Annotated in this window: 10 protein-coding genes and 5 pseudogenes; 2 read left to right on the top strand and 13 right to left on the bottom strand. The window is 57.6% G+C overall.

Annotated elements, in window-relative coordinates; all coding sequences use genetic code 11:
• Positions 1–546: 546 nt before the first annotated feature.
• Positions 547–735, bottom strand: a pseudogene (locus C4N04_RS31150) (ISNCY family transposase); the annotation flags it as partial.
• 176 nt (positions 736–911) lie between these two features.
• On the opposite strand from C4N04_RS31150, the pseudogene plsY reads away from it, so the two are divergent.
• A pseudogene (gene plsY, locus C4N04_RS31145) lies at positions 912–1,582 on the top strand (glycerol-3-phosphate 1-O-acyltransferase PlsY).
• A gap of 49 nt (positions 1,583–1,631) precedes the next feature.
• Here the strand turns inward: plsY and C4N04_RS31140 are convergent.
• The 4 genes and pseudogenes from C4N04_RS31140 to C4N04_RS31130 all read right to left on the bottom strand — a co-directional run.
• Positions 1,632–2,123 (bottom strand): annotated as a pseudogene (locus C4N04_RS31140) (transposase); the annotation flags it as partial.
• 51 nt (positions 2,124–2,174) lie between these two features.
• Positions 2,175–2,456, bottom strand: a pseudogene (locus C4N04_RS32440) (IS30 family transposase); the annotation flags it as partial.
• Positions 2,453–2,665, bottom strand: a complete 213-nt coding sequence (locus C4N04_RS32435; RefSeq protein WP_245425687.1) for a helix-turn-helix domain-containing protein — start codon at positions 2,663–2,665, stop codon at positions 2,453–2,455. The pseudogene C4N04_RS32440 and the gene C4N04_RS32435, both read right to left, overlap by 4 nt.
• Positions 2,666–2,822: 157 nt before the next feature.
• Positions 2,823–3,065, bottom strand: a pseudogene (locus tag C4N04_RS31130) (biotin/lipoyl-containing protein); the annotation flags it as partial.
• A 635-nt stretch (positions 3,066–3,700) separates the two neighbouring features.
• Between C4N04_RS31130 and C4N04_RS31125 the strand changes: the two are divergent.
• On the top strand, positions 3,701–4,429 hold the full coding sequence (locus C4N04_RS31125; protein ID WP_051679592.1) for a carbonic anhydrase: 729 nt from the start codon (positions 3,701–3,703) through the stop codon (positions 4,427–4,429).
• Positions 4,430–5,036: 607 nt separating this feature from the next.
• On the opposite strand, the gene C4N04_RS31120 is transcribed toward C4N04_RS31125, so the two are convergent.
• The 8 genes from C4N04_RS31120 to nifD all read right to left on the bottom strand — a co-directional run.
• The gene (locus C4N04_RS31120) at positions 5,037–5,969 is read right to left on the bottom strand and encodes a cation transporter (protein WP_008536567.1); all 933 of its coding nucleotides are present in this window, start codon (positions 5,967–5,969) and stop codon (positions 5,037–5,039) included.
• Between the two features lie 221 nt (positions 5,970–6,190).
• A complete protein-coding gene (locus tag C4N04_RS32640) occupies positions 6,191–6,343 on the bottom strand; it encodes an IS66 family transposase zinc-finger binding domain-containing protein (RefSeq protein WP_196411598.1) in 153 nt (50 codons plus the stop codon).
• A 665-nt stretch (positions 6,344–7,008) separates the two neighbouring features.
• Positions 7,009–7,497 (bottom strand): NifX-associated nitrogen fixation protein, encoded by a 489-nt coding sequence (locus C4N04_RS31105; RefSeq protein WP_064842693.1) that lies wholly within the window; start codon positions 7,495–7,497, stop codon positions 7,009–7,011.
• 3 nt (positions 7,498–7,500) lie between these two features.
• Complete coding sequence (nifX, locus tag C4N04_RS31100; RefSeq protein WP_008536565.1) at positions 7,501–7,995, bottom strand: nitrogen fixation protein NifX; 495 nt, start codon at positions 7,993–7,995, stop codon at positions 7,501–7,503.
• A complete protein-coding gene (nifN, locus tag C4N04_RS31095) occupies positions 7,992–9,347 on the bottom strand; it encodes a nitrogenase iron-molybdenum cofactor biosynthesis protein NifN (RefSeq protein ID WP_004672660.1) in 1,356 nt (451 codons plus the stop codon). The genes nifX and nifN overlap by 4 nt, the downstream gene beginning before the upstream one ends.
• A gap of 9 nt (positions 9,348–9,356) precedes the next feature.
• On the bottom strand, positions 9,357–10,847 hold the full coding sequence (nifE, locus tag C4N04_RS31090; RefSeq protein ID WP_106797756.1) for a nitrogenase iron-molybdenum cofactor biosynthesis protein NifE: 1,491 nt from the start codon (positions 10,845–10,847) through the stop codon (positions 9,357–9,359).
• Positions 10,848–10,905: 58 nt separating this feature from the next.
• Entirely contained in the window at positions 10,906–12,447 is a 1,542-nt protein-coding gene (gene nifK / locus C4N04_RS31085) for a nitrogenase molybdenum-iron protein subunit beta (protein WP_004677342.1), read from the bottom strand.
• Positions 12,448–12,570: 123 nt separating this feature from the next.
• Positions 12,571–14,002 (bottom strand): nitrogenase molybdenum-iron protein alpha chain (gene nifD / locus C4N04_RS31080; RefSeq protein ID WP_106797755.1); only part of this gene is annotated, 1,432 nt, incomplete at its 5' end.

The raw sequence follows: 14,002 nt of genomic DNA, 5'->3' as shown, positions 1-14,002 counted from the left end.
TTTGCCGTCAGCCGCCTATTCACCGGTGCAAAGCGTCAATCCGCCAGACGCACCATGGGAGCAAAGCTTGGGGGCATCGATCTTCGGCACCCCACAGTACACGCTGCCTGTGGACGACTTGGGAGGAGCTGTCCCTCCGAGCTGGCAACACGGCAATCAACCGGCACCGGCTGGCCTTCGGCTTGCAATGTCCTGGCTTGAGTTGCTGCCGAGCGCGGACAAACCCCAGACCAGCATCACTATCCATGGTGTGCCCTACACGGCCACTCTGGGGCCATCAGGCAGGGAGAACGACATTTACCTTTTCCCGCAATAGGGTGGAGATGGATCGAGCAATAGATGCCAGTCGTTCTTACATTCCAACTTTGCGGTTACAATTGCTGTCAAAGCTGATTAGAGGGGCGACATTGTCAGCCAGTTAGAAACGCGACGCTGGCTCTGATGATCAGCCCCGATCCGACCGGCTGGGCCGGGTTGAAAGGGCGGAGCGGGGGGCGGGTGAGGGGCACCCATCGGCTTTAGCTTTAAGACTGTGCGATCGACGCCTCACTCGGCAGCATCGCGCTTTGCCAGCGCAGCTTTATGGCGTTCGATGACGGCCGGATCGTTCGTAAAATCCTTCCGTCGCCCCGGACCGTGAGCACGTCGCACATAGCCGTTCTTCTCGCTGTTGGTCATCACCACCGGCTTCGACGGCTGCTCCTGACGCTCCTTGATATAAGTCAGAAGTAACCGGTGTTTCGCTCGCACCTAGACAACAACAAATCTTGGAAGTTGGTGTCGCGTCCCGGCTACCAACGGCCTTCCCACGCCAGACATATCCTTATGCAGCTTCTTGACTTTCATCGGGACGGAAGGCTCCTGGCGAAGGCAAAGAAAAAACGACGAACCATTTCAAGGAAAATGGATAAATCATGCTTTGGATCGCCAGCGCCATTGGATTGCTTACCGCGTACCTGCTCGGTTCAATACCAACTGGTTATCTTCTGGGAAGATTTCTTCGCAACATCGATATCCGCGATCATGGATCAAAATCCACGGGTGCCACCAACGTGCTCCGCACTCTCGGCAAAGGCCCCGCGCTTTTTGTCTTAGTTGTTGACGTCCTGAAGGGCGTGGCGGCAATACTCTTCGCCTCGCGGTACACATATGGCTGATCGATCAGCCGTTCATTGTGACGCCCGCAAACTCTGACTTCCAAAGCTTGGTGCCGTGGTTTGTGTGCTTGTCGGGACTAGCCGTGCTGGTAGGCCATGGGCGTTCGATATGGTTGAAGTTTACAGGTGGGAAATCAGCGGCCACAGGTCTCGGTGTCCTGCTGGCGATATCATTGCCCGTGGGGATCGGAGCAGCGGCAGTTTGGGGGCTCACCCTTGCCGTTTTCCGGATCGTGTCCTTTAGCTCGATCCTTGCCGCTGTAATAGCCATCGCCCTTATCCTTAGCTTAGAGCATCCGTTGCCTTTTCGACTACTCGTGATCGCGGGAGGGCTCTACGTTATCGTCCGACACCGCGCGAATATCCAAAGGCTCATCGCGGGTACAGAACCACGGTTGGGGCAGATTAATTCGGAGCGAAGCTAATCACTGGGCTTCGCGTGTCTGCTCCGATAGTGAAGAAGAGGATATGGCGTTACGCACCCTGATAGTTCCATGGCAGTAGCTCATCAATTCGGCTTTGCTTGTGGCCGTTGACGATGGCGGTGAGCGCGGCTGTCAGGTAGGTCAGCGGATCGACGGCGTTAAGCTTGCAGGTCTCGATCAGGGAGGCGATGATGGCCCAGTTCTGTGCTCCCGCGTCATGTCCTGCAAAAAGCGCGTTCTTGCGATTGAGGGCTATAGGCCGGATGGTCCGCTCGACGCTGTTGTTGTCGATCTCGACGCGCCCATCGGTCAGGAAGAGCCTCAAGCCATCCCAGTATTTGGCGATGTAGGCCAGAGCCTCGCCGAGTGGGGACTTAGTCGCCACGCGAACACGGTGATGGGCAAGCCAAGTCTGCATGTCGGCGATCAAAGGCGCGGATCGTTCCTGTCGTCCAGCAACACGAGCTTCGGGATGAAGGCCACGCAATTCGGCCTCAATCCGATACAGTTCACCGATTCGCTTCACGCCGTCCTCTGCAACCGTTGCCACATTGGCATTGCCCTGAACCCTTTCGAAGATCATGAGATCGGCCTCCCAGTGACCGAATTCCTTGCGATCGTTGATGACTTCCGGCCGATGCTTGATCGAACGCTCATCTGGAAAGACTGGATTCTGCGGCTTGCGAGCATATCGCGGCCGGCGCTTTCTCCGCCGTTCCGGGAGAAGCCGCGCGAGTTGCTGCCGTTGTCCTTCTGGTGAATAGACATACCGGTAGATCGTCTCGTGACAGACGCTTGCCTTGGCCGCTGATTCGATCTTCAGTCGTCCAGCAATCTGTTCCGGCGACCAGCCGGATTCCAACTTTCCGATCACTTCGTTCCGCAGATCCTCGCGACGAAAGAGCTTGCCGATCCGCGGCGCCTGTCGTGCGCCATGTCGTTGGCGGTCATCGCCCAGTAGCCCTCGGCATCGGGGAATTCCTGATCGTGCCAGTAGTTGCGTTTTATCTCCCGGGAGATGGTCGCACGGTCCCGGCCGAGGCGTCTGGCGATCTCAGACTGGCTAAACTTCTGATCCAACATCCTGGAAATCGATCGGCGTTCGTCAAAACTCAAATGCGAAAAGGTACGGATCAAACCATGGCTCCCGAAAAGCAGGCAGCTTAGCGCCTTTGTTGCAGTTCGAGATAGAATGTACCCCTCCTACATAACAAAGCGGCGTAACGCATGTTATGGAACTTTACGCTGAACCGGCCGCGATAGTTACAAGCAGGTCCTTGGCATCGATCTGGTCGCCGGCTTTGACGAGAACTTCGGCGATCGTGCCGTTCTCCTCGGCGTGAATTGCCGTTTCCACCTTCATCGCTTCGGTCGACACCAGCACATCGTCGGCATTGATCGCCTGTCCGGGCGACACAAAGACGCGCGAGATGGCGCCCGGCATCGGTGCGCCGACATGAGCGGCATTGCCGGGTTCGGCCTTGGGTGCGAAGACGGCGGCCGGTGACGCTGAGGAATTTTGCGAGCTCTTGCTGTTGGTTCCTCGCGGACCCGAGCCGCATCTCGTTGTGCACCTAACCAGCTCGGCTCACGTGACAACAAACACAAGAACATCTGGTTGTTTCTATCGAGTTTGGCGCAGGAGGCGCAGGAGGCGCAGGAGGAAAATCAACATGACTGTCGCGGCTAGGCCCATGATTGCCAAAGCGTATAGGCCTGTGGAAAAACCTCCGGGCTGACTACGGAGATACCCTATAACGAACGGCCCCACAAATGCTCCTAGGTTCCCGAGTGAGTTAATGAATGCGATCCCGCCGGCGGCAGCGGAGCCACTAAAGAAGCAGAAGGCAGCGCCCAAAGGGTCCCTTGCAACCCAATATGCCGCGCATGAGCATCCCTCGCCAGAACCCGTCAGGGCCGGGTTGATCTACCGTCCGGCCGGGGCAATACTCCAGGATTGGCTTAGCTCCTCCGATGCGTCAAAATTCCGCTTGATGAGTGCCATATCAAGGCATAACCAATCGGCCATTCTCCGATTCCCGGAGAATTGCCGGACATGACTTGGAGCAGGTGCCATTTCTCCGCAGCCATCCCGGATATTGCAAAAGGACCGATACCATGTGCTTTGAATGCAATTCCTCCCCACTCAGCCGTCGCTCCCTGCTGAAATTTGCCGGCATCGGAGGCGTGGCCGTCATGACTGCAGGCTTTGACATGACCATGCCGGCATTCGCCTCGAACGCTCCCGCCCTCCTGCCGGATGAAGCACTGGCAAAACTCCAGGAAGGCAACAAGAAATTCGTCGCCGACACGGAAGCCTGCGCCGCCAATATTTCCAAGCGCCGGCAGGACGTCGCCAAGAGCCAGGCACCTTGGGCGATCGTGCTGACCTGTTCCGACAGCCGTGTCGTGCCGGAACTTGTATTCGGCGGCGTGACGCTCGGCGAACTCTTCGTCGCCCGCAATGCCGGAAACGTGGTCGACACCGATGTGCTCGGCACGATCGAATATGGCACCGAACATCTGCATGCGCCGCTGATCGTCGTCATGGGCCACAAGCGTTGCGGGGCGGTCTCCGCCGCCTGCGAGGTCGTGTCCAAGGGCACCAAGCTCGATGGCTCAATCGGCAAGATGACCCAGCCGATCCTGCCCGTGGCTTTGGCGGAGACCGATCGCGGCGACAATTTTGTCGACAAGACCGTCCATGCCAATGCCTTCAACGGCGCCGAGCGCATCCTCACCGAAAGTGCGATTGTTTCTCGCCTGGTCGAGGAAGGCAAGGTGAAGATCGTGCCCGCCTATTATGATCTCGATACCGGCGTGGTCGATTTTCTGCACAAGGTCTGACCTACGAGGCGACTTCATGTTGCCGACGGCTATCCGCGGGCGCCTCGTCGCGTTCGCGGAACCATAGTCGCTGATGACCCTTGCCGCCCGCAGCATCACCCGGCGGGTTACGCGGGCCGGAGCTGAGGTCGCGAGCTGGCTGCCTGGGCGACGCTCTTGTGGAAATTTCCGACCATACGCCTGCGCAACTTGGTGAGCTCAATCGACAGGTCCGACAGCTGCGCGATGACATCTATCGGAACCTGGGCAGCTGGGCCGCGCCCTCCTGAGCCAGTACAAGGACATAGGCGTCGCTCGTTTCAAAGAACGCGAGACAATCGGCCTCCGGCAGGATCTCAACAAGATCAAGACGGCGAAACCGCCTGTGGAGCTTGAACGCAAAGGCGCGATCTGGGTTCAGCCAACCCTATTCGCTGAATCGAGTATCGCGCCTGGAGGCATAACGGAAAACTACGGCATCGAAACTGGCCGCATTGATCGAAGATTGGTACGAACCGTGAAATTGACGCATGGTGGCTGGAAAAAACGCCGAGCTATGCATCCGGTTCGAGGATCACGCCCGTTATGGAATGCCTGCGATACAGGGCTCCAAATTCGGTTCAAAATCCTAATCCGCCCACTCAGGATCGGTTGTAAAGGCGATGGTGAGCCGACGACTCGGACCCTCGTTACCAATCGCGAGCCCGATTTCGTCACGGATCTTATCCCATTCCTGCAATTTCCTCGCCGGGAGGTCCTCTGAGACAACGAAATGTAGCTCGATTTGCCGGCCTCGGCCGACCCGGGCCACATAAGCCCGGTGGGATATGAATCCATGTCGTTCGATGATTGTTTTGGCGACCGCGTCAACTTGTTGTTTGAGATCTAATGGCGTAACAAGCAGTATGTCGGCGAGCGCTCGCCGAACCGTGCCCGCCGGAATGGGAATGATCACAATGCAGATTAATGCCAGCGCGACCGGGTCAATAAACGGCGAGATCCATTCGTAAGAAGACCCCTGAATTAAATATCCGATGGCAAACGCGACGAGTAACCCGATCGTTAGCCCGGCGGACATCAGCCAAGCTTTCGTATCCAGGGCAACGAAATCAGATTTGATCTTACGATTAGCTCGATCACCAATAACCCCCATGGTGGCTGTCACACCGAGTGTTACGACGGCGTAGACGATCGCTTGACTAAAGTTGAGCGGACGTCCCCCATGCAAAATGCTGCCGATTGCGTTGACAAGTGCGTAAACAGCCGACCCGGTTATGAGAATGCCGTTGAGAGCCAAGACTATGGGCTCAAGATGCCAGAACCCCATCGTGAAATGCTCGATAAGTTTTCCTTTGCTGGAGGGCGCTTCGGATGACGCGATGAGCTTTGTAACAAGCAGAGCTACGACAGTCATAGCAGCGTCCGTCAATGCGTAGACACCATCGAATATGATTGCGAACGAACCTGAAATGATCCCGAACAAAATGCCGATGCAGGCAAGGAGGATGGTAACGGCAATTGAAACGCAGAGAAGCCCCTGCTCCGTTCTCATGAAATTCATAGGCTCAGCCTTATAACTTACGTTTCTTTATGGTCCTCTGGACGCGGTACAGACCATCCAATTCAGCTACTGAAGCGAGCACATCCACTTTTGGATCAAGGTACCTTTTTAAATTCAAATGCTGACCTCTCCTGTCCAGTGGGCTCGCATGAGCGTCTTTCACATACCTGGCCACAAGACAAAATCGCCTCGCTGTGTTCTGGCAGTGCGGCCTCGACTATCTAAACAAGGGCCAATTTTGCTTTGCAGGTAAAGCGGGGCTGGACATGATGCACGACACGGAAGGACGCATGAACATAGTCCAGCACTTCGCTGACGGTCTCGCCGCCGCGAATGAAGTCGGAGCCACCACAGATAGGGCATGAGCAGGCCACCTGTTACACGTCATCATGGCACGGCCGAGGTTGCAGAGCTTGCGCGGCGATAGGGCTCTCGACGCATCCACGTAATCCGGCAGGTTCGAATTCCGTTGACTCATGGTTGGATCTGATTTGATGAGAGGCGTTCCAAAGAACGCCGAGGTTTTCGCCCTCATGATAGGCTGTGGCTGACACCACGTTCTAGTCTAGCGATGATCGGATCGTCTAGCCCTTTGGCGACTCCTGCAATTACGGCTGGATTGCCAGATGGAAAAGAGCAGGCTTGCGATATACGCCCACTGAAGAAGCAACAAACTAGCCACCATTGCAACGATGACTTCGTGGATGGAATGCCAGACGAAGTAACTCGTTAGTGCCTTCGCCCAGACGACGAGCAGCAGGAGGCCGCAAAAGATTGTGAAACGCAACACCGTTCTCCTAATTTGTTCGCGAGATTGCGCAGCAATGTCGTCTGCGGCAACGAGAGTCTGGCAGTTCTTCAGGCGGCAACCGCCGCGTGGTTGAGAGCCATGATCATGCCAGTGAGCTCACCATCGAACTCTCGTTCTGGCCATTGCAAATGCTGAGATTTTGGCAGCGGCGGCGCGGGACTGCAGCTTGCGGACCTTCTTCAGCTGCTCCACAATGTCTGACATGATCTCTTTCCTCGAAAATTGATTTCATGATGCCCGCGCCACGTCGGGATAGGTTTCGATAACTTCAATAGCGTCATCGACCATTTTCGTGCCGGTCTCGGCGAGCTTGCCTAGCGTCTCAAAGCCGAACCGGTGGACATCGCGCAGGGTCTTCGACAGAACGACCAACCGTCCAGTCGTCAAAAGCAAGCGGCCGAAGCCCTCATGGCCGATCGTCATGATCGGCGATGCCAACAGGCCTGTGCACTCTTCGATCACAAGCCCCACGCAACTGTAAAAGTTCTGTAGCCTCCACAGCACATACGGATCCGGATCGCCTATGATCGGGATCTTACGGCGCTGCTCCTTGGTGAGGATGAAGTCGGCCAGCAGGTCAGCGTCCGATTTGCCTTCCCACGCCCCATGGGCATCCTGAGCGCGAATGAGCCTTATCAGGCATCTGAGAAAAGGGGTGGCGAGATCCCCATCCTCGTTGACAGCAGGGCCATCCGTACTTCCTGTCAATGTACCCATTTCTTAGTCCTCCTCATCGAAAGGCTTCTTTTCAATGGCGCCTGCTTCGGTTAGCACCTTGCGTAACCAGGGTGGCGGAGTAGTCCTGAGCATCGCCCGAGTTCGCGACAAAACATCTTCGATCAGTTGAGGATCGGATACTTTAATTGGGTGGATTTTGGCCGAAACAACTCGGGCTGCCGATGGCCCACCGATCGCCAGACAGAACAATAAGTGACAACCTTCCAACGCCTTCACCTTCGGGTTAATACGATCGACGTCCTCGTTCCGATGCTTTCCGCTCTGGTCGGAAACGTCTTCGAAGTCCAGGACTTCCACCAGTTTCCAGTCGTCGGGACTCACATCATAGACGACGAAACGTTTTGCCGATCCGAAATGGGCGTCGAGAGATTTCATATCTTGAGTGGCGATTGCGACGCGCAACGCGCCAGCCTTCCGTTTTGGAGCTGACGAGTGAACCCCGTCAGGGACGAGGGAAAGGCGACGAGCGGCGATCATCTAGGCAGTTCTCCTTTGCGGGAGGGATCAAGCGATCCAGGACACGGCGCGCGCTGATTGGCCTGGAAGATGTTGGAAACATCGAAGATCAGGTCGCGCGTTCCCTGATAGAGACTTGTGAGCTTATGCTGGCTGCCGAGTCGGTCGAATATCGGGAAGCCCACCCGCATGAGCGGAATCCCAAGGCGCTCCGCCGCTTGTCGTCCATGCGAATGCGTGACGAGAAGATCAGCGCCGACGGCAAGTTCTTCGAGATCGCCAAGATCACCGACCTGGAGCGATTCGGCCGGCATTTCCGCGAGTATTTTTGAGGTGCCGGTCGTGGTGACCGCTGCCGCGATTTCGGCGCCCATGCCGGTGAAGAAGGTAGCGAATTGGTAGAGCTGGTCCGGCTCCACAGCAATTGCGATCTTCTTGCCTCCGAAATGGAAATGTCCGTCGAGCAGGGCGTCCTGCAGCTGTGCTCGGCGACGGCGGATGTTTGCTGGCACCGGCGCACCAGAAATCTCAGAAAGAAACGAGACGAACCGGTCGGCTCGTTTCAATCCTGTCAGCGACTGGAACAATGCGTAAGGGACTCCCGTCCGGGTCCGCAGTAGCTCTGCGGGGCGGCGCATATGCTCGCCGATCGCGATACATTGCGCCGCCGTGCCAAGCTCTTGTATCTCGTCGACGGGAGTACCGCCATAGGTGGTCGGAACCCAACGATCGCCGGGCACCGTGCCGTCGAGAGAGCCGGAAATGTCCGGCAGGATCACCGGCTTCAGACCGAAGCTTTCGACCGTTTCGCGCAGAAGCTCGATGTCAGCGACTGTCAGATGCCATCCTGGTAGGATCGCAATCTTCTTTTGGTGGCGGCTCTGCTCGCCTGGAGTGGTGATGCGCTCGACCATAGAGATGACGGCCTTCGCCCATCCCTCTTCGATCGCTCCCTCGAAATCCGGGGTATTCGCCAGCACAACCTCCGTACCCGCGAGCTCATCGGCACGATCCCGCTTGATGTTGGCGAGATCGCCTGCGAAATCTTCGCCGCGGGTTTCCACCAGGGCTGTCGTGCAAATTCCGATCAGCTTGGGTTTTGCGCGCCTCTTGAGATTTAGGATCGCCTCTTCCAGATTGCCTGCGCCGCCAAGAATGGTCGCCACTGCGTCCAATGCCGTTGTCTGCAAGGGAATGGCTTCCTTAAAGTGCCGGACTAAAAGTACCAGCGCCAAGCTGGTGCAGCCCTGGCTGCCGTGGAACAGCGGCACGGCACGCTCGACGCCAAGAAAGGCGAGCGCGGCGCCGAGCGGCTGCGACGATTTCAGCGGATTGACCGCAGCTGATTTGGTCTGGGGAAAGACTTGAACCATCGGCTTTCCTCAACGCTTGCAGAAGCTGCCGGCGACCGCGCCGACAAAGTTTTGCAAGACGTACCCAGTCTCGTTCTCGCTCTTGGTATTCGTCAGTTCTTCTTCCACCGCATGCTGGCATTCCCACGGTGCCGGCTCCCGCACCTCCATCCAGATCGGATTGTGAATAGCAAGATCGATCTGGCGAACGAGCTCCACCATGCCGTCATAGCCGGCATAGGGGTGGTGGCGTTCCTGGTTGATATCGAGCCAAGGTGTCTTGGCCTTCAGCGCGATGAATTGCGTGCGCCCGCCAGACAACATGATGTCGGCTTTACCGTCGGCGAGCATGTTATAAAGCTCGCGCGGCGCCATTGACTCGAACAGGTGGTTTTCGTCTTTCAGGAGTTGCTTGATACGTTCCTTGTCTTCAGGCGTGGATTTCTTGACCGAGGTGCCCACGATCTCGATGCCCACCTCCATCAGCGCATGGACAACCGACCAGGACTTGACGCCGCCGGTGTTGAGCAACACGCGCTTGCCTTCAAGCCTTGGTCGATATGCTGCGAGTTTCATCCAGGCAATCGCCTCCTCCTCCGCGATCAATGCCTCGGTGCGCTCGAGGATTTCGGGATCCGCCCCCTGCATCACGAGCAGCTTGGCGATCTGTCTGAGTGCTTCCGAGGTGTCGGTAATTCCGTAAAAGGAGCCTTCGAAGAACGGGATATCCCACAGCTCCTCCATTTTGCGGGCGAGGTTGATGAGTGCTGTCGAGCACACCAACATGGACGCCTTGGCGCGATGCGCAGAAGCAATGTCAAGATATCGGGCGTCTCCTGGAATGCAGGCCCTTACTCTGATCCCCAGCCGGTCAAGAAGCGGCTTTACCAGCCAAAACTCGCCGGATAGGTTGAACTCACCAATGATATTGATGTCGTAGGCGGTCACGTCGTTCGGCTCTACGCTGCCGATCACATGATCGAGCAACGCTTCACCGGCGAGCTTATTGCCAAGGTTCTTGGAGCCGGCAAAGCCAGGTGCGTTGACCGGCACCACCGGAAGGCCGAATTTTTCCGCGGCCCGCTTGCAGACGACCTCGATGTCGTCGCCGATCAATGCTGTCACACAGGTCGAATAGACGAAAATCGCCGGTGGAGCATAGGCCTCCTTGATCTCGCGGATTGCTTTAAAAAGTTTCCGCTCGCCGTGCCCCATCACCACTTCGGTTTCAGTGAGGTCGGTCGTGAAACTGGTGCGCCAGAGCGTGGGACCTGAAGAAGCCGATCCGCGGTTGTCCCAGGAATTGCCCTCACAGCCGAGAGGCCCATGGATCAGGTGCGCGACGTCGGTGATCGGCTGCAGCACGATCTTGGCGCCATCGAAAGCGCATCCGCCGGCTGCCGCCCCGGGGATCAGCGGCTTCGAACAGCCGTTTTTGCGCGCCTTGGAATCCTTGCTGCGGTTCTTCTCGCAGGCAGGCTCGTCAAAGACATCCTGGACTTTAGCATTGAGCAAGGGCATTGCGGTCTCCAAGTTCAGATGAAGGCGGCCGGCCTCACAAGGCCGACCGCCGCCGCTCCTAGCGGGTCAGGTCGTAAGAATAGTCCGTCACACCCGGCTCGCTCGTCTCGCGATCGAGCTTGTCGAAGATCTTGTCGAGGATCGTCGTCAGGACGCGCAGGCCGCCCTGGTAGCCCATGAGCGGGAAACGGTGGTGATGGTGCCGGTCGAATATCGGAAAGGTCAGCCGGATCAATGGGGTGCCGGTGTCGCGCTCGAGATACTTGCCATAGGAATTGCCGATCATAAGATCAACCGGCTCGGTAAAGAGCAGCGAGCGCAACGCCCACAGGTCCTTGCCCGCCCAGACCTGGGCATCCTTGCCGAAGGGCGAGGATGCGAGCAACGCCTTCATCTCGGCTTCCCAGGCCGACGTGCCGTTGGTAGCAAGGCAGTGGGTCGGCTCACCGCCGGTTTCCAAGACGAACCGGGCAACGGCGTAGACGAAGTCAGGATCGCCGTAGATCGCGTATTTCTTCCCGTGCAGCCAGGCTTGGCTATCTGCCATAGCGTCGACGAGACGGCCGCGTTCCAGGCCGATTGCCGGAGGAATTTCCTTGCCGGTAATCTCCGAGACCTTCATCAGGAATTCGTCGGTCGCCTGAACACCCAGCGGATAATGGAACGAAGCCGTAACCTGACCGACCTCCTTGCAATATTCCAGCGTTTTGCGCGTGTTATAGTGCTGCAGCGACAGGGTCGCTTCGGCATTCAACGCCGTTTTCAAGTCCTCGATCTTCGTGCCGCCGTCATACATGCGGTACGTACCGTCAGACGGCGTGTCGAACTGGTCGGAGGCATCCTGGATGAAGATGTAGGATACGCCCATCATGTCGAGCAGGCGCTTCAGTTCGCGGTTGTTGCCGACGCAGAAGCCGTCGAAGCCGGGAATGATGTTGATGGCTTGAGCAACCTCCTTCCGCTCGTTGCCTTTCCAGAAGTTCTCCAGAATGCCCTTGATCATGCCGTCATAGCCATCGACGTGGCTGCCGACGAAGGCAGGCGTGTGGGCGAAAGGAACATCGAAGTCGTGCGGGACCGACCCTTCGTTCTTTGCGTTTTCGATGAAGCCGTGGAGGTCGTCTCCAATGACTTCGGCCATGCAGGTGGTCGAGACGGCGATCATCTTCGGATCGTAGAGCTTGTATGTATTGGCGAGCCCGTCGACCATGTTCTTCAACCCGCCGAACACTGCCGCGTCCTCCGTCATCGAGGACGAGACCGCCGATGAAGGCTCCTTGAAGTGACGCGACAGATGCGAACGGTAATAAGCGACGCAGCCCTGGCTGCCATGGACGAAGGACATCGTTTGCTCAAAGCCTGCGGCTGCGAAGACGGCACCGAGCGGCTGGCAGGCTTTGGCCGGGTTCACGACCAGGGCTTCGCGGCCCAGGTTCTTTTCGCGATACTCCCAGGTCTTCGTGAAGTCGTTTTGATCGGCAACGACCTGATCCGGGTGGGGGCATTCGAAATTGGCTTTCTTCTCGGCGAGCATCTGCCTGTATTCCGGCTCGCGGAACAGGGGAGCATGGTCGAGAACTTTTTCCGCCGACTGCGGCATAGTAAGCACCTTTCTTTTCATCGCGCCGCACCGGTGGCGGCAATGGGATGTCATCTGTCACGAGTGCGGATCAAGTCCGATGGGAAGAGCCTGGCCTGCCCCTTCCCAAGACAGGCCAGGCTCTCATTCGGCCGCAACCGCCTCAGCTGGCGCGGCCTCTTTTTTCCAGGGGACGTCGTAGAGATCCCACACCGGATTATTGATGGCCAGATCCATGTCGCGGGCGAATATGGCGAAGCCGTCATAGCCGTGATACGGGCCGGAATAATCCCAGGAGTGCATCTGGCGGAAGGGGATGCCCATCTTCTGCACCGGATACTTCTCTTTAATGCCGGACCCAACAAGGTCGGGGCGGATGCCTTCGATGAACTTTTCCAGCTCGTAACCGGTCACGTCGTCATAGATCAGCGTACCCTTGTTCACATAATGGCCGGTGCGCTGATAGTCGTCGTTGTGGGCGAACTCGTAGCCGGTGCCGACGATCCGCATGCCGAGGTCCTCATAGGCCGTGATGACGTGGCGAGGACGCAGGCCGCCGACATAGAGCATCACCGTCTTGCCTTCGAGGCGCGGCCGGTACTTGTCGACGACAGCATCGACCAGGGGCCGGTACTTGGTGATGACAGCCTCGGTCTTGTCGACGATTTCCGGACCGAAGTGCTTGGCTATTTCGCGCAGGGAGGTTTCGATCTGGGACGGACCAAAGAAATTGTATTCCATCCACGGGATGCCGTATTTTTCCTCCATGTGCCGACAGATGTAGTTCATCGAGCGGTAGCAGTGGATGAGGTTCAGCTTGGCCTTTGGCGCGCGCTCGACCTCAGCGAGCGTGGCATCACCCGACCAGTTGCCGACCACGCGCAGCCCCACCTCCTCCAATAGAATGCGCGTAGCCCACGCGTCGCCACCGATATTGTAGTCGCCGACGACGTTGACATCGTAAGGGCCGGTCTCAAACTCGACTTCGTTCTTGTCGAAAACCCAGTCACGGATGGCGTCGTTGGCGATGTGGTGGCCGAGCGATTGCGAGACGCCGCGGAAGCCCTCGCAGCGTACCGGCACGATCGTCTTTTCGTGCTCCTTGGCCTTCTTGCGCGACACCGCCTCAATGTCGTCGCCAATCAGCCCGATCGGGCATTCCGACTGCACGCTGATGCCGTTGTTGAGGGGGAAAAGCTCCTCGATCTCGTCGATGACCTGTTCAAGCTTCTTGTCGCCGCCGAACACGATGTCCTTTTCCTGGAAGTCTGAGGTGAACTGCAGCGTCACGAACGTGTCGATGCCCGTCAGGCCGACGTAGTAGTTGCGGCGTTGCGACCAGGAATAATGACCGCAACCGACCGGCCCGTGCGAGATGTGGACCATGTCCTTGACCGGCCCCCATACCACGCCTTTGGAACCGGCATAGGCGCAGCCGCGGATCGTCATCACGCCCGGAATGGACTTGATGTTCGATTTGACGTCGCATTCGGAAAGGGCCTTCGGCTCATCGCCAGGCTCGTCGCCGCTCGTTGCGACGCTGAGGTGCTTCTTGCGGCGCTTCGCCGCCTTGTCT

This window comes from Rhizobium sp. H4 (genome assembly GCF_003013335.1).
Lineage (GTDB): Bacteria > Pseudomonadota > Alphaproteobacteria > Rhizobiales > Rhizobiaceae > Rhizobium > Rhizobium sophoriradicis.
Note: the sequence above shows the minus strand (reverse complement) of the source record. Positions and strands in the feature narration are given on the sequence as shown.

Excerpts from the sequence above, each read along its gene's own strand:
- C4N04_RS32435 (WP_245425687.1), bottom strand. The coding sequence starts at position 2,665 with ATGTTGGATCAGAAGTTTAGCCAGTCTGAGATCGCCAGACGCCTCGGC.
- C4N04_RS31125 (WP_051679592.1), top strand. The coding sequence starts at position 3,701 with ATGTGCTTTGAATGCAATTCCTCCCCACTCAGCCGTCGCTCCCTGCTG.
- C4N04_RS31120 (WP_008536567.1), bottom strand. The coding sequence starts at position 5,969 with ATGAATTTCATGAGAACGGAGCAGGGGCTTCTCTGCGTTTCAATTGCC.
- C4N04_RS31105 (WP_064842693.1), bottom strand. The coding sequence starts at position 7,497 with ATGGGTACATTGACAGGAAGTACGGATGGCCCTGCTGTCAACGAGGAT.
- nifX (WP_008536565.1), bottom strand. The coding sequence starts at position 7,995 with ATGATCGCCGCTCGTCGCCTTTCCCTCGTCCCTGACGGGGTTCACTCG.
- nifN (WP_004672660.1), bottom strand. The coding sequence starts at position 9,347 with ATGGTTCAAGTCTTTCCCCAGACCAAATCAGCTGCGGTCAATCCGCTG.
- nifE (WP_106797756.1), bottom strand. The coding sequence starts at position 10,847 with ATGCCCTTGCTCAATGCTAAAGTCCAGGATGTCTTTGACGAGCCTGCC.
- nifK (WP_004677342.1), bottom strand. The coding sequence starts at position 12,447 with ATGCCGCAGTCGGCGGAAAAAGTTCTCGACCATGCTCCCCTGTTCCGC.